Here is a 21,808-nt window from a genome sequence, read left to right as displayed (position 1 = left end):
GGTCTTTGAGTTGAAAGATGTGTTGGCTGACACTCTGTCATCGCGGGTAAGGCTTGCTCCCACAGTACTGTGACTGTGGGGTCAGGGAAGACTGGGGCTGCTTCGGTTATTCTTCCTCGCCTTCCGGTACTACGCGGTTCTGCGACAGGTAGCGTTCCATGGTTTCGTTCTGTGGCGGTGCCGAGTTGTCGCCGGCGACCTGCCACATTTTGCGTTCAATGCCCTGGGACAACAGGTGGCCGACCGCCGATTCGATGGCCGACAACACGCACAACTGCGCCGGCTCGTTGGTGGTGTAGCCCACTTCGGCCTCGAGCAGTTTCTTGAACTCGATGAACTTGAACACTCCCGCACTGCGGGCCACGGAGTAGATGGTCTTGCTGGTCATCACGTTGGCCAGGACCTGGCCGCTGCGCACGTCCACCGCCCGCAGGTTGACGGTGACCTGGTCGACCCGATACTCGCGGGAGATGTCGATGCCCAGGTAACGGGCCCCTTCCCCGCCGCTGCGCACATTGGTGTCATAGGCGATGATGCCGCCTTCGAGCATCATGTTCGCCGCCTGCAACGGCGGCAGTTCCGCCTGGATGTTCATCGGCGTGTTCGGTTTCTTTTGCGAAGCGCGAATGATCTTGCGTTCGGTCAGCAGGTTCTGCAGCCCTTCACGCTCCAGCACCACGAACCAGCCGCTGGATTGCATGGCGTCCATCAGCATGCTCGCCGCACCCTGGGTCACGCTGGTGGAAAAGGAGCTGGCCGGGGTGGGTTTGTACTGCCCGGTCTGGTCGCGAAAACCGTAGACTACGGCCATCAAGCGGCCCTTGGGACGCGGCAGCTTCATTAAGTCGTAGTAGGTTGACGCCCTGGGTGTCAGGGTCGGGGTTTCGCTGTCCTGCTCGGCCGGCATCGGTTCGCGCAGGCTGCAACCCTGCAAGGCCGCCAACAGCATCCCTAGCACAATTATTTTTTTCATGTCCGTTACTCCCCATCAGTCCTTGGCTCAAGGAGCCAGGCCGTTCACCAGGATTTCCGAAATTTCGCCGGTCGCTCGGTCCGTCACTTCAATGGTCAGTGCGCCCGAGTCGTCGATGACGTTGACGATAAAAGCGTCGGTGGACAGGCTCCCCGCGTTGCCGGTGGAGATGTTGTCCAGCAACTGCCCCAGCAGGCGCGATTGCAACTGGCTGCTGAAGCGCTCGAGGGCCGAGGTGCCGGCGATCGCGGTGCGATCCTTGAGGTCCGGGTCGTCGTAGTCGTTCTGCGCCTGGGCGTTGTTAAGTAGCCAGGTGCCGTTCAGCGGGTTGCCGCCGAACGAGGGGTTGACCGGCGTGTACACCAGTTCAGTGGCCTGGACCACACCGCAACTGGTAATCCCGAGCAGCCACATGCCTGCCCACGCGAGGCCGCTGCGCTGCGAAAACAATGTCGTCTTCATAATTCGTCCCTCTCAAGGTCCGTGGTGTCTTGCAACAAGGCTTCCAGCTTGCGCTGGACAATCTGTCCGCGAACCCAGTCGGCGGCGTCATAAGCCTCGTCCTTGAGCTCCACGGTGTTCGGCGGTAGAAAGCGCCGGTAAACCAGTCTCTGTTGGTATTCCACGGTCACCAGGCTGCCCCAGCGTGCCGAAGGTCGTTCGCGTACCACCAGGTTGAAATCCATCGGGCTGGTGGCTCGCAGGCGTTCACTGAACGAGTAGTAGAATTCGTGGCCGATGTGCGAGATCGTGTCATCGACGATGAAGCCCATCATTTCGTCCTCTTCCCCTGCCGAGGCGAACGGCAGCACCAGCACCAGGGCCAAGGCGGCCAGCCATTGGCGGTTCATGGCTGCAACGCCCCGGGTGCGCTGGACTGACCTTTAGCCGGACCCGACGCGCCATCGAGGAAGGCTTTCTCGGCGACAAACTGCCAGTCCTTGTAACTGGCCATGCCGGTGAAGTCGGACCACTGGCTGGGGAAATCGACCTGTTTGAGCGGCTTGTCGGTAGACGGGCTGTTGAGGCCGGTGATGCGTCCATCGAAGCCCCGTTGCAGGCTCCACTCACCGCCGCCGATCGGGTCTGGATAGAGCTGGCGGATATGGTGCCTGGGCGTTGGAAAACGCTGGTCGTCCAACAGGTCCTCGAGCTCCTTGGGGTACTGCGCCAGGCCCGGCGAACTGCGGTAATAGCTGCGCAGCGCCTGTGCATATTGGGTGCCGACCCACAGCAGCTGTTTCTCGCGGTCACGTCGCGATGCGGTCGACCACAGCTCGCCGGCGCTGGCCAGGCCCATGCCCATGACCATGATCAGGAACAACACGCCCAGGTAGGTGAAACCGCCCTCTGCGGACGGCCTACCACTCGGAATAAAGGCTGCCATCACGTGCCCTCCCTGTGGCTCCACTCTTGATGTCGGCAACACCGCCCGCCACACCCTCCGGCGGCGCGACCATGACCCAGGCATCCTTGCGCTCGACGATCGGGTCCATCGGTGGGTTACGCAGGTAACGCTGCTCGACCAGTTGCTCGATGGAGTCGGGATAACGCCCGGTATCACCGTAATAGTGGTCCAGTGCCTCACGCATCGCCGACAGGCTCTGGCGCAGGGTGGTCTCTTTCGATGTTTCCAGGCTGTTGAAATAACGGGGCAAGGCAATGGTCATCAGGGTTGCGATGATTGCCATGACCACCATCAATTCCAGCAGGGTAAATCCCTTTTGCCGACGCATGATTTCACCACTCCCTATAGGCGACGCCGTTGAGTCCCTTGCCGCGAGCCTGGGAATAGACGTCAAAGACGTCCTCCCCCTCACGCGGGTTCTGGGCCGAACTGTCATAGGCGCGCAAACCCCAACCGCCCTCGTCGTCACGCTTGACCGACGCCAAAGGGTCGTGAGGAATGCGCCGTAAAAAGTAGAACTTGGCACCCTTGGCACTGCGCACATCGCGCACGCCTTCCACCAGCACTTGCAGGTTCGGTGGGTAGCCGCTGCTGTTCAGCGACTTCTCGATGTAGCCGGCATCGAATGCGCGCTTGTAGGCATCGATGGCATCGCGAATCTGGTACAGCGCGGTGCGCAGGTCCTGCTCTTTGCCCCGGCGCACCACGGTCTCGGTCAGCGGCGCGGCCATGCCGGCCAGCAGGCCGATCAGGGCCAGCGTCACCACGACTTCGATCAGGGTAAAACCGCGTTGCGAGGCGTTCATGATCAAGGCTTCTCGACGACGACACGGGTGGCGACCACCGGCGTGCCCATGGTTTCGGTGCGGATCGCGGTGTCCATCGAGCGGTCCGGGGCCTGGATGTGCATGCTGGTTTCGGTGCCGGTAGGGAACTCCATGTCCGAGGGGCTCTGATATGGCAGGTTGCGCACGATGCGCGGGGTGATGGACAGCACCAGCTCCGATTTGCTGACGTCGTCGCGGTTGCTGCCGAACAGGCGGCCCAGGCCTGGAATATCGCCAAGGCCGGGGATTTTGTTGCCGTTGCTGCCATGGTCATTGCGCACCAGCCCGGCGAGGATCTGCGTTTCGCCGTCGTGCAGGCGCAAGGTGGTCTGGGCATTACGGGTGTCAACCTGAACCGGGATGGTGCCCTGGCGGGTCGGTTCCAGCGGGGTCGCGTTGCTGACCTCCAGGGCGATCTTGATCGCCACTTCGTTGTTCAGGTGCACGATGGGCTGCACTTCGAGCTTGAGACCGACATCCAGGTAGGTCACGCTTTCGGTGATCACCGGGCCCTGGGTCGAAGGCACCGAAGTGGCGCTGATGATCGGCACGCGCTGGCCAATGTGGATGCGTGCCTGCTCGCGGTTGCTGACCCGAATCACCGGGCTGGCCAGGGTATTGATATCCTTGTCTTGGGCGTTGATCTTGGCTTGGGGCGAAGGCGAAATCGAGATCCGGCTGGAGTTGATGCCTCTGAGCTGGTCGAGCACCGACACCGCCTGGCCGTCACTGGTGAGCACGCCAAAGGTATTGGGCCACTGCAAGCCGAGATCGAGGATGCGCTGGCGAGCGACCTCCATGACTTCCACTTCCAGCACCACTTCGGGGTTGGATTGGTCTTGCGATTGCAGGAGTTTTTCCGCCATGCGAATCGCGTCTTCGCTGTCGCGCATGGTCAGGGTGTTGAGGCGTTCGTCGACGAACACGTCGCGGGTCTTGAGCATGGTCTTGATCATGTTCAGCGCGGTGTTGGCATCGATGCTGGTCAGGTAGAAAGTGCGCATCACCAGCTCTTGATAGTCCTTGAGCTTCTGCGGCGAGTCGGGGTAGATCAGCAGGGTGTTTTCGTTCACCACTTTCTGGTGCAGCTGGTTCTGTTGCAGCAGCAGTGCCACGGCGTCTTCGATGCGCACGTCACGCACGAAGATGGTGGCTTTCATGTCCGGGCGCAGGTCCTTGTCGAAGATGAAATTCAGCCCGGCGACCTGGGACAGCACTTCGAAAATGGTCTTGAGGTTGGCATCGCGAAACTCAAGGGTCACCGGCCGATCGAGGCGAGTACGCAACTGCGGGTACTGCACGACGTTGCGGCTCTGCACCAGGCGAATGCTGCTTTGCAGCTCCAGGGCGCCTTCGTTTTTCGGGTCCAGCTCGAGGATCTGCTTGACCTGGCGGTCGGCGGCGTAGATGTCGCCACGGCGCAGGTCGCCCCGGGCCAGCTCGAGTTTTTCATCCTGGCTGCGCATGTGTTCAAGCTGGCTCAGGGATTCCTGGGCGCGCCGGTTGTTCGGTTCGATGGTCAGTACCCGGCCATAGCCCATGCGGGCGGAGGCAAAATCACGCTGGGCGCGGTCCATGTCGGCCTGGGTCAGCAGCGCCGTCACCGCCCGGGCGCGGCTGCTGTTCAAGGCCAGGTGCAGCTCGGTATCACGAGGATTTTCGCGCAGGCCTTCCTCGATTCGGGCCAGGCCGGCTTCGTACTGTCCCGACTCAATCAGGTCGGATGCCTCCTGCTTGGCTACCTGCGCGGAACTGCACGCGGCCAATCCTGCACACAGGCAGACAAGGCTTATCAGCAAACGGGATCGGTTCATTGCGTGCTCCCCACAGACAGCGTCTGAGACAAATGCAAAGGCAGGTAAACGAAGCTCAGTTCCACATCGGAAATGCCCTCGATCCGCCACGTTTCGTCGATCACGTCCCCTTTGCGCACGACGTATATTTTTTCGCCGTTCTGCAGAAATACCTGCAGATCGGTACGGTCATCCAGCCTGCCAACGAACTGGAAAGGCATGGGCGGTGCGCTAGGGGCTTGCACCACCGGGGTGACGTTGACGGGTTGTTCGGTGACGACGGCGAGGGTCGGCGCCGCTTTCCAGCTGCGGGCGGCGAACAGGTCGCCGGCCGGGCTCAGGTCCTTGATCTGCACGGGTTTGCCAGCCGCGGGTGCAGCCGGCAAGGCGCCGCTAACCCTGGCTTTGGCCGGGCTGCCTACAACAGCGACGGTGTCGTCGCCCTCCTCAGTCGACTGGAAGAACTCGCTCCCCCAGGTGAGCGCTGCGGCAACCCCGAGGAATGCCAGCCAGCCCACTACGCGTTGGCTTTTCATCACGACCTCGACAGGTAAAGGGTCATGCGGATCCGCCCGGTGAGGTCGGTGTCGGCGATCTTCTTGCGCTGGAACTCCACGTCCTCTACCACCACGGCCGGCAGCTGGCCGAGCAAGGCGTGCAGGAAGCGCCGCAGTTGCGGATAGCTGCCGCGCACCGGCAGGAGGATCTGATAACGCGCCAGGTGGGTCTTGGGATCGATGCCCAGGGAGTATTCACCGCGGGCCAGGGTGATACGTTCCTGGGCGGCCAGGGCGTAGATCTTGTCGATGGCAACCGTTGCCTGGGGCTGTGACGGCAGCTTGCTGCGGAAGTCATCGAGCTGGCGCTGCGGCACCACTGGCGCAGCCACGCTGCCCTCTTCAACCTTGGCCAGGTATTCGCCGGCTTCCCGGGTCTGCTGGCTGAGCTGTTGCAGCGACTGCCAGTCCGGCAGCAAACCTGCCAGGCCATACACCAGCGCCAGCAGCACCAGGGCAATCCCGGCAAGCCCGGGCACACCGAGGCCTTGCAGGTATTCGTGGACGATCAATCTAGGGATTTGCATCGCCGATCTCCCAGGTAGCCGACAGGTTGAATTGCACCGGATGCTCCGGCACGTTGGCGACGATTTCGTGGCTCAGCAGCGACACATCGGACAGCTCGTCGCTGGCTTCGAGGCGCCGGTGGAAATCGAGCATCGCTTCCAGGTCCCGCGCTTCAGCAGTGATGCGTACCTGGCCCTTGCGAGCGTCGGGGGTCAGGGTCAGCAGGGCAATGTTGTCCCGGGGCATGCTTTCCAGGGTGGCGAACAGGTGTTCCCAGGGGCGGCGCAATTGCTGCGAGACCTTGCGCATTTCGGCCAGGTTTTGCGCCTGTTCGCGGATCTGCGCCGGGGTCAGGCTGAGCTTGGTACCCGTGTCGCCGGTCAGTACTCGCTGGGCCGTTTGCAGATGACCTTGCTGCTGGCTGGATTGGTCGCTGACGTGCTGGCCGAGCGCCACGCAAGTCAGCGCCAGTACCACGCCGGCGGCCAGCAGGCTCCAGCCCAAGGGACCGCAACGGCGACGTGGCTGGAAGTCGAGCATCAGGGCGCGCATGTCAGGCCACCGCCCGGGACATGACGTACAGGCTGTCGCGTACGGCTGTCCGGTCCTCTTCAAGGGTGCGCAGGTGAACACCCGGCACCTCGGGGTGCGAATCGATGCGTGCCGGCGCATGCAGGTAAACATTCAGCGGGCGGTCGCTGGTGGAGGCTTGCAGCTGGCTTTCACGACCGATCAGCGCCGCCAGTGCGGCATCGCTGTCACTGCTGCCCACCGAACGCACCGACGCCCAACGCCCTTCCCGCGCCACCAGCAACACGCTGCGCACCGGCTCGGCGACCACGAAGAGAAAATCGCCGGCGTCAAAGCTCGAATCGAAGTGATTAAAAGCGGCCATCAGGTAGGGCTGCACCGAGCGCAGCTTCAGGCCCCGGGCGCTGGCCAGCGTCCGCAGGCGCTCAAGCAGATCCTGCGGCAGCGCGGCAGCGATGCGGTCGTAACCCGCAGGCTCGGCCGACAACACCAGGTTCCAGGGCTGCGTCGGCACACCGTAAAGGTCTTCGAAGCACAGTTGGGCGAAGCCACGCAGTTCCTCGGGGCTGTTGATCTGATCGCTCCACGGCACCAGGCAGAAGCGGCTGAAGTGCCCCGACACGACCACGCTCAACTGCGCACCGGCAGCGGCATGTTCGCCCAGCAGGCGGTCCAGGGTTTCCAGAGCGACGGCCCAGGCATGGAAGCCTTCGTCGATGAAACCGACGCTGCCAAGCCACAGGGTGTCGCTGCCCTGGCGCCGGCCCAGGCCAACGCCACTGGCGCCGAGTACGGCGACAAAACGATCACGAGACAAAAGTGACACGATTGATCTCCTCGAGCGTGGTCCGCCCTTCCTGCACCAGTTCCAGGGCCGACTCGCGCAGCAGGCGCAAGCCACGTTTGCAGGCATGGGCCTTGATTTTCGAAATCGGCTGGCGCTCGACGATCATCTGCCGCAGTTCGTCGTCCAGGTGCAGCAGCTCGGCGATCGCGGTACGCCCGCGATACCCGGTGCCCCGGCAGTGGCCGCAGCCCTTGCCGTGCACGAAGTGGAAATCGGTCACCTGCTGCGGGTCGAGACCCGAGAGGTGCAGCTCGTCGTCAGTGGGAAAATGTGGCGCGCTGCAGCTGGCGCAGACCAGGCGGATCAGCCGTTGGGCCAGCACCGCGTTGAGCGCCGAAACCAGGCTATAGGGGTCGATTTCCATCTGGGTGAAACGGCCTATCACGTCGAATACGTTGTTGGCGTGGATGGTGGTGAACACCAGGTGCCCGGTGAGTGCCGATTGCACGGCGATCTGCGCAGTGTCCGGGTCACGGATTTCGCCGACCATGATCTTGTCCGGGTCGTGGCGCAGGATCGAGCGCAGCCCCCGGGCGAAGGTCAGGCCCTTCTTCTCGTTCACAGGAATCTGCAGCACCCCCGGCAGTTGATACTCCACCGGGTCTTCGATGGTGATGATCTTGTCCACGCCGTGGTTGATCTCGGTGATCATGGCGTAGAGCGTGGTGGTCTTGCCGCTGCCGGTGGGGCCGGTCACCAGCACCATGCCGTAGGGTTCGGCCGCCAGGCGGCGCAGTTGGCGCAGGGTTTCGTCTTCAAAGCCCAGGGCCTGCAACTGCACGCCACTGACCTTGTCGGCCAGGTCCTGTTTGTCCAGTACCCGCAGCACCGCGTCCTCGCCAAAAATGCTGGGCATGATCGACACCCGGAAGTCGATCTGCCGCCCGCTGATACCGATTTTGAAACGGCCATCCTGGGGCACGCGTTTTTCGCCGATGTCCAGTTCAGCCATAACCTTGACCCGCGAGAGCACCTGCTCGGCGAACTCAGTGCCCTGGATCTTGCTGATGTTGTTGAGCACGCCGTCGATGCGGTACTTGATCACCAGGCCGCTGCCGGTGGTGCCCAGGTGGATGTCGCTGGCGTGCATCTTCAGCGCGTCGTAAAGGGTAGAGTTGACCAGCTTGACCACGACGCTGGCGTCCTCGCTGATGCTGGTCAGGGACAGGCTCTGCAGCTTGTCGATTTCCACCCCTGAGTCGGCCTGGGCATTGAGCGATTCAACCGCATGGAAGCTTTCCTCGTGGCGGGCCAGGTAGGCCTTGAGGTCGTCGGCGTGCACCAGATAGAGCGGCGCGCCGTGCAGGCAGTCGTCGATCCAGGCCAGGCGCGCGCTGTCGAAGGGGTCGGCGAACACGCCAATGACCGTCTCTTCGTGACGCAGCAGGATAAATTCGCGCTTGAGGCATTGGGCCAGGGTGACCCGGTCGAATACCGGGGTGGCCTTGAATAGCGTGTCGGTGTCGAGCACCGGGTAATGCAGGGTGGTGCCCAGGCATTCGATAAACGGCATGGGGGCCAGTTCACACAACACCCCAAGCGCTTCCAGCACCCGTTCGCCGGAAGTGGCCGCGCGGGAGCGGGCCTGGGCCAGTTGTTCACTGGAAAAACGCGACGGTACGGTGTCCAACAGCGCCGGTTCTACGGCTAGGGATAGACGGTCCATGGCATGCTCTCCAACGCCGGGGGCTTTGAGCCCTGTCGACGCGGCGAGCAGTTACGGAGGTCCGGAACGACTTGTCGCGTCATTACTCCCCGGTGAGCAATTGTTCGTCGTCTGGTGCCATGGAGTTCGAGTTTCTTCGGCGATCCACCAGCACCCAGCTTCCGTCGTACAACTGCAGCGGGAAACTTTCGGTCCTGCTCTGGCGTCGTTCGACGAATCCTGTAGCAATGTTCGTTCGGCGCTCCATCCCCAGAAGGTCACAAACGGCCCGAGCCAGCTCCGCCAAAGGAAACGGCTTGAACAGGATGTGACTGACTCCAAGTTGCCGGGCCCGCTCACAGACTTCAGCGGTTGGGTGCCCTGTAATCAGTACACAATGACAATTCCTGTTCTGGCGGACTTGTTCGAGAACGTCAAAACCTTCCATATCGGGCAAGCGGTAATCGAACACCATCACATCGGGGGCAAAATCAGCGGCTTCGCCGATGGCTTTGGCACCGTCGTGTGCTATCCGGACTTCCAGCCCTTGCGCCTGCAGGTAATCCTGGAGGTTATGTGCGAGGAGCTGTTCGTCTTCAACAACCAGTACTTTGTTTAACAAGGTGGACTCCTTGTAACCGCAGGTCCGAATCTCGAACCTGGCAGAGTGCCGCCTCAATCAGGCTAACGCACACTTCATGCCAGACTCGGCGCGGAAGTTTTCACCACTGCATGTAGTTGATATTCATGAAAAACCTTTTTCGCCCGAGCACACCACCGCGAAGTGCCCCCCAAAGCCGGGGCAAGTGCACGGATTCACCCTGAAGCTTTTCCCCATTATTGGGGAACAATCTTCAATCGTCGTCAATCCGTTCAATTCGATTGCTCGAGCGCAACTTCGCAAGCACTTCGCCACGAATGGCAACCTGTTGCTTTCGAGCAAGGTAAGCCCTGACCATTTCCAGTCCCTGTTCTTCTGAGACATCGGCGGGCTCGCTGCGGTTCTGTAAATAAATGAGGTGCCAGCCCACCGGGGTGCGTACCGGCTCGCTGAGGTCACCAGGAGCCATGGCAAATGCTGTCGCTTCGAATTCAGGGAACATGCGGCCCTTGGGGAAATAGCCCAGGTCCCCGCCGCTGCTGGCGGAAGCATCCTCTGAAGCACTTTTGGCAATATTGGCAAATTCGGCACCGTTAACGATTTTCAACCGCATGTCTACTAAGCGTAGACGCGCTGCTTCAATTGTCGCGGTATCTGCGCCTTCAGGTACCTTCACCAGGATATGCCGCGCCTGTACTTCCTCGGGCCGGCCCATTTCGCTGCGGTGTTCCTCGTAAAAGGCCCGCACCGCTTTCTCGTCGGGCCCGGCCACCGTGGTCAGTTCGGCAAACACTTGTTGCGCCGCCATGTCACGCCGGGTGTACTCGACGAAGCTCGCTTCATCGAAACCGGCATCGTTCAGGCGCCGGGCGAACACCTCGGGGCCGCCGATGGCCTGGCGAGCCTGGTCGACCTGGCCCTGCACCTGTGCGTCGCTGATCACCACGCCGCGCTTGACGGCTTCCTGCCACAGCAGTTCCTTGTCGATCAGGGCATCCAGGGCCTTTTGCCGCAGTTGCTTGTAGGCCTTGGGATTGCGGATGCTGCCCAATGCCCGGCCCTGATCCTCTAGGAACTCGGCGAAATAGCGTTCGAGGCGAAACTCGGATATTTCCTCGCCATTAACCTTCGCCGCGATCGGGCCGGTGCTGGCGTAACTCACCGGCACCGACAGGGTCAGCAGGAGCAACCAGGTGTTGAGTTTCATGATGAACCTCCGTTCAGGGCATCGCTGCTATCGGTCTATAGGGCGCTACCAGGTAGAAACGCTGGTCAGGCAGATCCACGGTCACCACATGGGCGCCGCTCAGGCCCTGGCGGCGGCCAGGGCCAAAGCTGATCAAGGGCGTCAGCCCGGTATCGAAGTCATGCAGGCCTTCGAGGGCGTCGACCAGCTTCTCGCGGCTGGTGTCGCGCCCGGCCTGTTTCAGGCCCTCGCTGAGCAGGAGCATCGAGCTGTAGGCGCCCACTTGCAGCACCGCGTGCTGGCCGCCCAGGCCCTGGTTGGCGCGCACCTGCGTCAGGGCCAGGCGGCCAGCTACCGTCCAGTCGCTGGGCACAAACGGATACGCCAGGAATACTCGCCGGGAAAAACCACTGGGCACTTGCAGCAGGTCCCCCGCCACCTGGTTCGAGGTGGCGAACAGATACGGCACCTGCCCGGCCACCTGCAGGCGCTCGGCCAGGCGACTGAAACCGGCGCCGCCGCCCAGGTAAAACACCGAACGCGAGCCTAGCGGCACTTCTTCGCTGGCCGGGTCGTAGGCTTGCAGGCGTACTTTCTGCCAGGCGTGATCCTGCAGATACCGGCTCAGGTTCTGGGCCGCCAGGCGCTGGCCGGCTTCGTCCGGGTAAGTGATCAGCGTGGGCCCCTGCAGCACTTTGAGCTGTTCGGTGGCGTAGTCGGCCAGGGCGATCAGTTGCTCGCGCAAACCCGGCAAGGGCTCGAAAATCTGCCGGCTGGCCTGGGCTGTTCCCAGCAGCGACAAGGGACCGATCAGCGGCACGCCGGCGCGTTCCAGGCGAGTTGCCAGGTCTGCGTCCAGCGCCGGCACCAGGGGCGCGATCAGGGCGAATACCTGTTCCTGGTCGATCAGGCGATCCAGCGCCTGCTCGGCACTGGCGCGGTCCGGCCCCGGGTCGAGAATGGTCAGGCGCAGCTGCCGGCCGTGGATGCCGCCGGCTTCGTTGATACGCGCCACACTGCCCTTGAGCACCGCCGCGACGGTGGTGCCCTCCTCGCTCAACGGCCCGGAACCTGGCAACAGCGTACCCAGGTGCACGGTGGCCGGGTCGAGGCCGGGGTCGCGGTCTTCGGCCACGCGCTTGAGATAGGCGGTAAGGTTGCGCTGATCGTTCATCGACAGGACAAACCTGGGCATCGCCGGGTCGAGTCGATTGTCGCCGGGGTCGCGGCCTTCCTGAATGGCTTTGGCCAGGCTGGCATCGGTATAGGCCGGATAGTCGCGGCCGTTGACCTGCTGCTGACCATAGGTGCTGCTGAGACGCGGCCAACTCAAATCCGGCGGTCGCACCCCGCCTTCGGGTCGTCCCACGCCGTCGGCGCCATGGCAATTGGCGCACGGCAGGCTGGTGGCGGGCAACAGCATGCCCGCCGCCCCGACTCGCGCCATGATGGGCTCGCCACTGGCCGACAGCCCCTCGCGATACAGCCGTTTACCGGCACTTTCGCTGGGGGTGAGCGGCAGCGCCTGGACGCCGAGGTGCACACCGCAAAGAAGCAGCAGGCTGAGGACAAGGGACGTTTTCATGGCGCGCGCTCAACGGCCGACCAGGGGCATTGTCAGCAACTGCAAGCGCTGGGCAATGGCGGCGGCCGGGGCATCGGGGCGGATCTTGCTCCAGCGCTTGTTGGCCACGTCACCGACGATCAGCTGCGTGGAATGCTGTTCCGGGGTGGGCACGATCTGGCCGATGCGCCCCAGTACCAGGTCCATCTGGGCCTTGTCGCCCGTCAGAAAAAGCCAGTGGGGGTCTTCTACCCCTTGTTTCAAGGTGTAAGCCTTGAGTACCGCCGGGGTGTCCCGCAGCGGATCACTGGTAAGGGAGATAAAGGTGATGCCCTCCGCCTTGTCGCCCAGGACCTCGCGAACTTCCTTGAGTTTTTGGGTGATCAGCGGACAGGCATCATTGCAACTGGTGAAAATCACGTTGAGCAGCACCACCCGGTTTTGCAGCGCATCGCTGTAGAATCGCAGGGTCTGGCCATTCTGGTCCTGCAACGGGGTGTCGGTGAACCAGGTTTTGGCGTCGCGCGTGCCGCTGGCCGGTTGCGCGGCGGGCGTGGCGGGCGTGGCGGGGTTGGCAGGGTTGGCAGGTGCGGGTTCCTGGTGGCCCTCATGGGCGAGCGCCAGCGAACTGAAAATGCCCAGGCACAGGCTCAAGGCAATGCGGTTGAAAGTCCTCATGGGTGCTGCTCCATGGCGATGGCGGTGTGTTTGGCGTGGGCATTACGTTCGCCGCTGAGTTTTTCCACTTCGCGGGTGAGCACGGCCGGGTCGGTGAAACCGTAGTAGCGGGTCCAGTGCCGGCTGTTGCCATCGCCCACCAGAATCAGCGGCGCGTGGCTTTTCAAGTCGCCATTGAACGTGCCCAGGCCCTTGAGGGTTTCGGCGACCGACTGGGTCGAGCCGGTGAGCCAGCTCCAGCCGGGGCCGTTCTGGAACGAGCGGGCGTACTCATTCAGCCGCTTGGCATCGTCGCGTTGCGGGTCGATGCTGATCGACACCAGCTGCACCTCGGTGCCGACCCGCGCGCCGAGTTGCTTCTGCACCTTGCCCATGATCGACGACACCACCGGACAAACCGTGGTGCAACTGGTGTAGATGAAACTCATGACCACGATCTTGTTGCTCACCAGGTCTGGTTCCAGGCGCACTGCTTTGCCGGTCTGGTCCACCAGGGCGACGTCGGCGAACTTCACCTGGGCACTTTCAGAGGTAGCACTTCTGGCGGGCATGTCATGGCCGGCGTGTTCATCCGCCGAGTGGGCCATGGCCTGGCCGATACCGGCAGCCAGCAGGCCCAACGTCAGCAGTGTGCAGGGTACGAATCGATTCATGTCCATATCCTCTTCAGTGTGCAGCGCCCGGGACCACCCGGACGCTGGCAAAGGTCTTGTCGTCAAAACTCGCGCCTAGGGACGCCGCACGCACGTGCAGGTACCAGGCGCCGCTCTGGTCGAGGGTTACCGGTGCTTCGTACACGCCGTTGCCCACTTCCAGCGCCGCTACGGTCTGGGTCTTGGATGACGGCGCGCGGAAGTAGCGCACTTTCACGTCCTTGACCCCGCTGCGCTCGGTCTTCTGCTTGCCCTGAACGATACGAAAGCGCACGACATAGGAGTCGCCCAGGTCGGCGGTGGATTTATCGAGCATGAATTCCACTTTGGGCACGCCAGCGTGCCGGGCAACCTTGTCGTTGGGCTCTACCAGCGCGGTGAAGCAGTGGATGATGTTCGGCTGGTTGAGCAGGAAGGCCACGTCGAAACGACCAGCAAGCGGCAGTTTGATGCGTGCGCTGTAAAGCCCCGGTTCGTCCTCGCGCAGGCTGCGATTGATGACCAGCGCCGCCCGTGCCACCTGCCCGCGATTGGGGTAGCCGGACATCGGCGCGTTCATGCCTTCGGCGTAGAAGTAGGTGGTGTTGTCGACCGGGTTGACCACGAACACTGCGTTGTCATCGCGCGACACCGCCAGGCTCGACGCCAGTGGCAGGTCGCCCGCCAGGCGCGGAGCCTGGGGGCCGGCTTCGAAACCCTGGGTGATCGGCTTGCGACCCTCGCCCAGGGAAGCCAGGTTGATCATGGTGACCTTGGCCGAGGCCAGGCCGCGAATGTAGGCGTAGGCCTTGGTGAACACCACTTGGAACGGTTCGGCGGAAACGTCCAGGTCATGGATCAGCGAGTTGGTCGCTGCGTCGATCACCGAGGCCTGGTTCTCCAGGGTATTGAGTACGATGGCGAAGCGTCCATCGCTGCTGAACCCCATCGGGCCCAGGCCCTGCTTGAGCTGGATCACCCGGCGCACGGCCAGGCTGGCGCTGTCGATGACCGTGACCGTGCCGTCCTTGCCGTCGGCGACATACACCGCCTGGGACAACGGCGAGTAGGCCACGGACAACGGGTGCGAACCGGTCTTGAGCTGCTTGCTGAGGGTCAGGGTGGCAATGTCGATGATGCTTACGGTGCCGTCATCGCGGTTGCTGACGAAAGCCTGGCGGCTGTCCTTGCTGAAGGCGATTTCGTGGTGCCCGGCGCCGGTGGCCAGGTGCTTGAGCGGTTTCAGGCTGCGTGCGTCGATCACCGTCACGCCGGACTCCTCGGCGCTCTTGGCGTTGTTGCCGACCCACAGCAGGCGCTCATCGGGCTGCAGCGCCACGCGCACCGGGTTGCTGCCGGCGGCGACCGAGTCGATGACCTTGAATTGCTCGCTGTCGATCACGGCGACTTCGCCGGCCGTGGGCATCGAGACGAACACTCGTTTATTGTCCTTCGGGGTGACCCAGTCCATCGGTGGTTGTTTGATGTCGATGCGCGCCATGGTGCTGGTGATGCCCCCCACCGAGACCGAGGGATCGACCACCATGACGCTGGCATCGCGGTTCATCACCAGCAGGAAGTAGCTGTTGAGGTCAAGCAAGGGCCGTGCGCCGATGCTCGATTTGAGGAACACCCCGACCCGGGATTTGCAGCTGCGTTCGCGGCCCTGGGCCTTGTCCGCCGCCACGGTTTCCGGGTCGAGCCAGGCCCCCGGGGCCACGCCGGCCAGGGGTTGGCCGGAAGCGCTGTCGGTGATCCGGAATCGCACGTCGGCAAATTCACCTTCGCGCAGCACACCGTCTGCGGCCAAGGGGCGAACCTGCATTGCCACCGACACGCCGTCACGTTCGAGGATCTGCTGGCCGTCTTCAGCAGTGCTAGTCGCGACCAGACTCTGGCTGGCGGGCTGAGCCGCCTTGGCGGGCGGACTGGCGTTGGCAGACCAGGTATTTGGCAGCGCGATCTGGCTGAGCATGTCTGGCGGCATGGTCTTCCACACCCCCAGCCAGACCAGCGCCACCCCGACAACCAATGCACCTGCGATGACCTTGATGTTCCTGTTCATTCCCCTCTCCCCTTACAGATCTGTGCCTGCCTGTGCACTGTTGCTCTTGCTTATGCAGCGGACCCACCCTGGTGTTGAGGGTGTGGCCCATGACTCCATCGCGAGCAAGCTCGCTCCTACTGGGCTGGCGGCGCCGGTTCCGGTTCGTTGGTCACCCGCAGCAATCCCCACAAGCCGGAGGTATTGCCGTAGGCGCCGTAGTCGCGGTACAGGTAGTCACCCGGTATGGCGTTACTGCCCCCGGCACTTGGGTGCATGAAGCTGAAGTGCGCGGCCGGCAGGATGCTTTCCCGGGCGCCGATGTACATCGACATCGGGTTGTAGCCGAACCGCACCGAACCCACGCCCGGGGTACCCATCGGATAGCCACCGGTATCGCTCTTCTCCGACTGGAACGGGTTGACCGACCACACGTGGCCATCCAGCTGAAAGGTCGTGCCACGGCTGCCACCGGTTGGCAACAGGATGTGCGTACGGAACGGTTGCCCCGGTTTTGCATAGAGCACCGGTGTCTGTGGATCGCCGCCGATCAGCGCATTGCTGTAGGCCATGTGCGCGTTAGGCACGTCGCCGTAGCCGGCACCACCGGCGTGACCGAAGGGTGCATCCGGCGCCAGCCCGAAGCGGAACCACAGCGGCTCGGCCTTGTAGTTGATAGCCATGCTCGAGTTGTCCTGCGGATCGTTCGGCACCCCGAATCCTTCGGCCGCAATGCCTTCCACCGGCCGACCGTTGGCCCAGCGCATGTTCAAGGCTTTCTGCCAGACCATCGCAAAGTCGCGGTATACCGCCTGCCCTGGCGCCGTAACCGTGGCGTTGGTCTTGCGGGCGTCTTCGACCCAGGTCGCGCCGATCGGCAGGATGGACATTGCCCCACCCAGGCCTTTCTGCCCTTGCTTGATCACGTCCGCCGGGGTGATGTTCAGGCCGCCGAACTCCACCGCCGTAGCGTTGATGTTGTCGACACTACGACCCAGTTGCGTCACCGGCTTGCCCTCACGCTCCAGGTGCCCGGCGTAGTACTGGTAGGTACGAGTCGGGTAGGCTCCGGTATTGCCGACCCGTGGTGGCACGGTCTGGATCGGGTTGGCGCCGACGTTGACACCGTCGGACTTGGTGATGTCGTACGCCAGCAGCTGGGCATGCAGGCCCACATGGCTGGACGGCCGGATCAGGTTGTTGCTGAAGATGGTCGAGCCCTGGCCACTGTTGCGATCACGCTTGACCAGGCCTTGCACCGCAGCAGTCTGGGTCAGGTCGGGCATGACCAGCGGCAGGCGGTTTTCCAGGGTGACGTTGATGCAGTCACCCGCCGCCGCACGCAATACCAGCGGCTCTACCGGTACGCCGGGTTTGAGCTTGCCGGTGTTCGGGTCGAGGTCGGACTTGCGCACGTACAGGATGGCGGTCGGGTCATGCAGCGGCCCGCTTTGCCCACCGATGGTGATGGTTTCGCCATCTTCAGGATCGGTCACCGTGACCTGCGGGATGTTGACCGTCCGCGAGTTGAACACCAGGGTGCCGCCCGCCGGATTCAACGGCCCGCCGACGTGCTGGCCGAGGCCGGCAGGATCGCCGATGGTCAGGTTCAACGGGTTGCGCAGGATGTCATTGGCCAGCGCCGCGACCACTTCATAGTTGCGTTGCACGGTCGGCCGGGTGCCGATGCCGCTTGGGTTGGCGCTGATCCGTGGGCAGGAACCTTCGTAGGCCACGGTGTTGCGCATGCCCGCCGGTTTCGGGTTGTTCGGCAAGGCGAACAGGTCGCTGCGCTGGGCGGTGTAGTTGCGCATAACACCCCAGATACCGTTCCAGTAACCCTCGATGGAGGCATCCATGGAGTACAGGTAGTCACCCGTGGTTGCCGCCGAACTGGAGAGTATCGATACCGGTGCGTTGAAACCCATCTGCTCGGAGATGCCGACCATTTGCGAGGCGCGCCAGCCGGAGTTGGAGCTCATGCCGAAGCCGGAACCGCTCTGCAGCCATTTCACCCCGTGCAGGGTCACGTTGTGCTCCTCCTCATGGCCACCGGCATGCAGGCGCAGCCGTACGTTGTCACCGGTATAGGTGCGCAACATCGGGGTGAACGGGTCGCCAGGTTCGGCGCCGCCACGGTTGATGTGCGGTGGGAACAGCGTGGTGCCGCCGGTTGGGCCGGTCGCCGAGGTGACCAGGTTGGGCGGCAGGTTCATCGCAGCGATGGCACGGTCGGTACGGCTTTGCATGGCGTACGCGAGGTCGCCCCCCAGGCCGTCCGCCTGCATGCCGCGCTTACCGTCAGGGCCGAGTTTGTTCGGGTCATACACCCGCAACGCCAATGGCTCGTTGCGATAGTTGACGACGAACATGCCTGGGTCATCCACCGAGATTGCCTGCGGACACGGCCGGGTCGGGCAGCCTGGGACCATGCCGCCCTGCACTTCGATGATGCCGTCCAGCAGGTTGCTGGCGTTGTTGCGCACAGGCGGGTTGATGGCGTAGCGGAAGCTGTCCGCAGTGGCCGGGAACGCCGTCGGGTTGGGCACGCCATTGGGGCCGGCGCCCACGTACACACCGGCTTCATAGGCGTGCTGGAAGTCGCTGTACTCAAGGAAGAACTCGCGGAAACTGTCGTTCTTGCCGTCGCCGTCCAGGTCGCCGGTGGACACCACTGCTTGCCACGAAGTCGGCCCGCCGTCTTGCCGAGCGCCGCTGTACAGCTGCTCGCCGGTCTCGCCGTGAAACCAGGTGGAGCCGGCAGGTTCAGCCAGTACGGTGGCGTACAGGCCAATCTGTTGGTGAGTCGATGGGCCGAGGTGGTCGTGGGTGAAGATGGTCCCCAGGCCACGGTCGACGCCTTTGGTATTAACCACCGGATCGACGAACCAGCGCTGCATTGCCGTCCGTGCACCGACCCAGTCCGCCCGACCGTATTGACCGAAAAACGGATGGTTCTTGGCTTTCGGGCAGGCCGGCGTGCCGTCACGCGGATCGGCGCCCAGGCACTGGTTGAATTCGCGAATGGCGTGGATACGCTCCTGCACGGCGCCTGGGGAGAGCACGCCATCTTCGTAGTTCCAGCCGTTGGCCGAGCCGTCGGCCGCCGTCAGGTCCCATTTCGGCAGGTGGATATGCTGGCCGATCACGTCGGTTGGGGTGCGCACCTGATAATCGTCCATCTCATAGGTGGCCGGCACCAGGTTGGTTTGCTGGTACTGCACGCAGTCGAACGTGTTCATGCGCATTACCAGAGGCTCTGGTGGCCGCTGCTTGGTGATCACCGGCCAGGCGTCTTCCCACAGGGCCAGAATGCGCGCTTGCGGGAAGTGGTAACCGACCTTGTTGTACACCGCATCGAACTGGATGTTCGCGGCTTTGTAGACCCTTGGACGGTCGGCAGTGAAGGTCGACGAACCGGTGTAGGACATGCCGTCGATACGCTCGCCGCTGGCAAACTCGCCAGTACCGGCGCTGCTGGTCAGGCGTTTTTGCCGGTCGTCCATGCAGGGTTCGTAATAAGGCGCGCCGGCAATGGGCAAGGCGCCATTGGTGCGGAAGGCTCGCGCCACGATCTGGTTGCCTGGCAGCAACGCGTAGCTTGGGTGGTCTTTCTTGGCATGGAAGGCCATCGCTGCCTGTTCCACCTCAGTGCCCTCTTCCGGCATGTAGATGGGTTTGGCGCGGGTCACTTCCTTGGAGAAATCCAGCGAGGTGGTGATGGTGTTTGCTTCACCGCCAGCAGAAAAGCCGTCCAGCGAATGCCGGCCCAGGCCGCCATCCCAGCCACCGGATTGCGCCGGGTCGAGGTTGGCCCACAGTGAATTGCCGCTGGTTTTCAAGGCCTGGGCCTTGGCTGCATCAAGCATGTCCAGGGGTGGGGTCGGTGGGCGTTGGCCGACCGACGTTTCCATGCCGCCGATCCAGAATGGGTAGCCAGGGTTTTTCAGGCTGCCATCGGCATTGCGGTTGGCTTCGCTGCGATCCACCAGGGCCAGCGAACCGATGGCCTGGGCACCACCGGTGCCACCTTGGTGGTCATCATCGTCGTCTTCTTCATCGTCATCGTCGTGACCGGCCACCAGGGTTTCACCGATTTTCGGCACGACCGCGACCTTGCCTGGCATCGGCGCCATAGCCTTGCCGGGCAGCGGCACTACCGCTGGAATCGGGGTACCGGCGATGATCTCGCCATCAGGCAGGGCCCGGGCACCCGCCGCGGGTTTACCGCTACGCAGGGCATAGGGTTCGCTGTGGTAACCGTCGTCGCCTTGTTGCGAGACTTCGAGTTTGGTGCCTTCTTCAAACACGTCATGCACCCGCCACATGGCCCACATGCCCTGGGCAAAGTGCGGGTAGAAGTGGCAGTGATAGATCGCATCGCCGGCCACGCGGTTGCGGTTGCCGGAACCACCGTTGGCGATTTCATAGGTGTAGCCGGCGCCCGGGCCAATGCCCTGGGCATCCACGTAGTCGGAGTTGTCGTCATTGGGGTTGAACAGCCACTGGTGCCCGTGCAGGTGGAAAATGTGCTGCTCGTGACCGTTGTGGGTGTTGCGGAATTTCACGAAGTCGCCGATGTAGCTGTGGTTGACGTTGGACGGCTCAGACGGGTACAGCGCCATGGTGGCCTTGACCCCGATCTGGTCGGCGCGCGGGGTTTCCCCGGGACGAATGTTTTCCAGGCCGGCGTTGGCCGGCACATCCACCAGCATCGCCACGTCGCCGACGGTGTGCGAGCTGAGGAAGAACTCTTCGTAGGCGCAGGACAGGCAATCGTGCATCGGCCCGACGCCCAGGCGGTTGGCGACCACTTCGGCGCCCATGCCGCCGGAGCCATAGTTGATCATGAACGAATCGCGAGTCGGTTCCAGCACGTGGGCCATCACCGGGTCTGCCCAGTAAGCGGGGAATGCCTGGGTGGCCGCGGTTTCATCCTGGAATTGCGAGGCGAAATCGCGGAACGGTTCCAGCCGGTTGGGCAGCGCCGGGTTGCGTTTGCCAATGGCTTCCAGGGGGTAGGTCGAAGGCGGGAAGCTGCCGTCGGCGTTGCTGCCCATGACGATCGCGTCACTCTCGCTGGAAATGATTTCGCTGCCGTCGACCATATTGATAATCGGCGTGCCGGCCTTGCCTTCACGGATCCACGGCTCGCGCTGCGGGTAGCGTGCCTGGTAATCAACGATCGGTTGTCCGGTCGGTGTACGCCCGGTGCTGGCCAGGCGCATCTCTTCTTCCGTCACGGTGTTGCGATAGGAGCGGCCGCCCTTGGGCACTACCACCACTTCGCCGAACAGGCCATTGGCGACGTTACCGGCAGCGCCTTCACCACCGAAGGTGGCGCCACGGCTGCTGGCGGCGAAAGCGCCTTCGCGTTCGGCATACAAGGTATAGGAGCGGCTTGCGCCGGGGGCGACCAGGGTGTTGGCATTGCGGCCGGTATAGGAGGAAATGTCGTCGATACTGTTAACCGCCTGCATGCCGTTAACCTGGAAGCCGACATGGCGGTCCGTGACCTGCTCGTCGACCTTGAAGTCATCGACTGCACCAATTTCAACTTCGCCTTCGATTTCTCCTTCTTCTTCCTCCCCGCCGTCATGACGGCCGGGGTTGGCTTGATAGGCCAGCAGGTTCTGCAGGTTGATGGTCAGGCAATCACCGGCTGCCACGCGCAGCACCAGGGGCCGCGGACGCTTGTCGGGCCGCAGCGAGACCTTACCTGGCACTGCCGTGCCACCCTGGGCCAGTGATCTGTTGTGGTCGTCGACCACATCGCGGCGCAGGGCGAACATCATGCCGTTGACGTTCTGTGCGCCGAGTCGGTTGAACATCAGCGGCTGGTCCAGCGCCACGACGTTTGCCACCAGATTGCGCTCGCAGCGCAGAGCGGCCTGGGCCGCTTCCAGGCCGAACATCGGCACCAGAAACAGCAGCAGATTAAGCAGGTGATGAGCGTTGGGTTTGCCGGTCATGATCACGGGCCTCGGTGGGGTGCTCATTGGGAATACGTCTCGT

At 63.1% G+C, this 21,808-nt stretch carries 19 protein-coding genes; all 19 read right to left on the bottom strand.

Features of this window, described 5'->3' with window-relative positions; genetic code table 11:
* Positions 1-106 precede the first annotated feature (106 nt).
* The 19 genes from AAEZ09_RS04825 to mnxG all read right to left on the bottom strand — a co-directional run bounded on the left by AAEZ09_RS04825 (position 107) and on the right by mnxG (position 21,765).
* The gene (locus tag AAEZ09_RS04825) at positions 107-973 is read right to left on the bottom strand and encodes a CsgG/HfaB family protein (RefSeq protein WP_045058811.1); all 867 of its coding nucleotides are present in this window, start codon (positions 971-973) and stop codon (positions 107-109) included.
* A 27-nt stretch (positions 974-1,000) separates the two neighbouring features.
* The gene (locus tag AAEZ09_RS04820) at positions 1,001-1,435 is read right to left on the bottom strand and encodes a curli assembly protein CsgF (protein ID WP_045058812.1); all 435 of its coding nucleotides are present in this window, start codon (positions 1,433-1,435) and stop codon (positions 1,001-1,003) included.
* A complete protein-coding gene (csgE, locus tag AAEZ09_RS04815; RefSeq protein ID WP_350598362.1) occupies positions 1,432-1,824 on the bottom strand; it encodes a curli production assembly/transport protein CsgE in 393 nt (130 codons plus the stop codon). Before csgE ends, AAEZ09_RS04820 begins: the two co-directional genes overlap by 4 nt.
* Complete coding sequence (locus AAEZ09_RS04810) at positions 1,821-2,360, bottom strand: type II secretion system protein (RefSeq protein ID WP_045058814.1); 540 nt, start codon at positions 2,358-2,360, stop codon at positions 1,821-1,823. Before AAEZ09_RS04810 ends, csgE begins: the two co-directional genes overlap by 4 nt.
* A complete protein-coding gene (locus AAEZ09_RS04805; RefSeq protein WP_045058815.1) occupies positions 2,335-2,709 on the bottom strand; it encodes a type II secretion system protein in 375 nt (124 codons plus the stop codon). The genes AAEZ09_RS04810 and AAEZ09_RS04805 overlap by 26 nt, the downstream gene beginning before the upstream one ends.
* Before the next feature lie 4 nt (positions 2,710-2,713).
* On the bottom strand, positions 2,714-3,187 hold the full coding sequence (locus AAEZ09_RS04800; RefSeq protein ID WP_045058816.1) for a type II secretion system protein: 474 nt from the start codon (positions 3,185-3,187) through the stop codon (positions 2,714-2,716).
* Positions 3,188-3,189: 2 nt separating this feature from the next.
* Positions 3,190-5,022: a type II secretion system protein GspD gene (locus AAEZ09_RS04795; RefSeq protein WP_045058817.1), complete on the bottom strand. Its 1,833-nt coding sequence runs from the start codon at positions 5,020-5,022 to the stop codon at positions 3,190-3,192.
* Positions 5,019-5,537, bottom strand: coding sequence for a hypothetical protein (locus tag AAEZ09_RS04790; protein WP_045058818.1), 519 nt, complete (start codon positions 5,535-5,537; stop codon positions 5,019-5,021). The genes AAEZ09_RS04795 and AAEZ09_RS04790 overlap by 4 nt, the downstream gene beginning before the upstream one ends.
* The gene (locus tag AAEZ09_RS04785; RefSeq protein ID WP_045058819.1) at positions 5,537-6,085 is read right to left on the bottom strand and encodes a GspMb/PilO family protein; all 549 of its coding nucleotides are present in this window, start codon (positions 6,083-6,085) and stop codon (positions 5,537-5,539) included. The genes AAEZ09_RS04790 and AAEZ09_RS04785 overlap by 1 nt, the downstream gene beginning before the upstream one ends.
* Positions 6,072-6,617 carry a PilN domain-containing protein gene (locus tag AAEZ09_RS04780; protein WP_350598357.1) on the bottom strand — a complete coding sequence of 182 codons (546 nt, stop codon included), beginning with the start codon at positions 6,615-6,617 and terminating at the stop codon, positions 6,072-6,074. Before AAEZ09_RS04780 ends, AAEZ09_RS04785 begins: the two co-directional genes overlap by 14 nt.
* A 1-nt stretch (position 6,618) precedes the next feature.
* A complete protein-coding gene (locus tag AAEZ09_RS04775; RefSeq protein WP_225568722.1) occupies positions 6,619-7,422 on the bottom strand; it encodes a hypothetical protein in 804 nt (267 codons plus the stop codon).
* Entirely contained in the window at positions 7,403-9,109 is a 1,707-nt protein-coding gene (locus AAEZ09_RS04770; protein ID WP_350598355.1) for a GspE/PulE family protein, read from the bottom strand. Before AAEZ09_RS04770 ends, AAEZ09_RS04775 begins: the two co-directional genes overlap by 20 nt.
* Before the next feature lie 82 nt (positions 9,110-9,191).
* Entirely contained in the window at positions 9,192-9,710 is a 519-nt protein-coding gene (locus tag AAEZ09_RS04765; RefSeq protein ID WP_045058823.1) for a response regulator, read from the bottom strand.
* A 232-nt stretch (positions 9,711-9,942) separates the two neighbouring features.
* Positions 9,943-10,896: a peptidylprolyl isomerase gene (locus AAEZ09_RS04760; protein WP_350598354.1), complete on the bottom strand. Its 954-nt coding sequence runs from the start codon at positions 10,894-10,896 to the stop codon at positions 9,943-9,945.
* Between the two features lie 13 nt (positions 10,897-10,909).
* Positions 10,910-12,460: a cytochrome c/ABC transporter substrate-binding protein gene (locus tag AAEZ09_RS04755; protein ID WP_045058825.1), complete on the bottom strand. Its 1,551-nt coding sequence runs from the start codon at positions 12,458-12,460 to the stop codon at positions 10,910-10,912.
* Between the two features lie 9 nt (positions 12,461-12,469).
* Positions 12,470-13,117: an SCO family protein gene (locus AAEZ09_RS04750; RefSeq protein WP_350598352.1), complete on the bottom strand. Its 648-nt coding sequence runs from the start codon at positions 13,115-13,117 to the stop codon at positions 12,470-12,472.
* Entirely contained in the window at positions 13,114-13,770 is a 657-nt protein-coding gene (locus tag AAEZ09_RS04745) for an SCO family protein (protein WP_350598350.1), read from the bottom strand. The genes AAEZ09_RS04750 and AAEZ09_RS04745 overlap by 4 nt, the downstream gene beginning before the upstream one ends.
* 13 nt (positions 13,771-13,783) lie before the next feature.
* Entirely contained in the window at positions 13,784-15,814 is a 2,031-nt protein-coding gene (locus tag AAEZ09_RS04740) for a YncE family protein (protein ID WP_350598349.1), read from the bottom strand.
* Positions 15,815-15,930: 116 nt separating this feature from the next.
* Complete coding sequence (gene mnxG, locus AAEZ09_RS04735; protein ID WP_350598425.1) at positions 15,931-21,765, bottom strand: manganese-oxidizing multicopper oxidase MnxG; 5,835 nt, start codon at positions 21,763-21,765, stop codon at positions 15,931-15,933.
* Positions 21,766-21,808 lie beyond the last annotated feature (43 nt).

This window comes from Pseudomonas sp. 65/3-MNA-CIBAN-0223, from assembly GCF_040310425.1.
Lineage (GTDB): Bacteria > Pseudomonadota > Gammaproteobacteria > Pseudomonadales > Pseudomonadaceae > Aquipseudomonas > Aquipseudomonas gregormendelii.
This window is presented reverse-complemented; position numbering and strand designations above follow the sequence as displayed.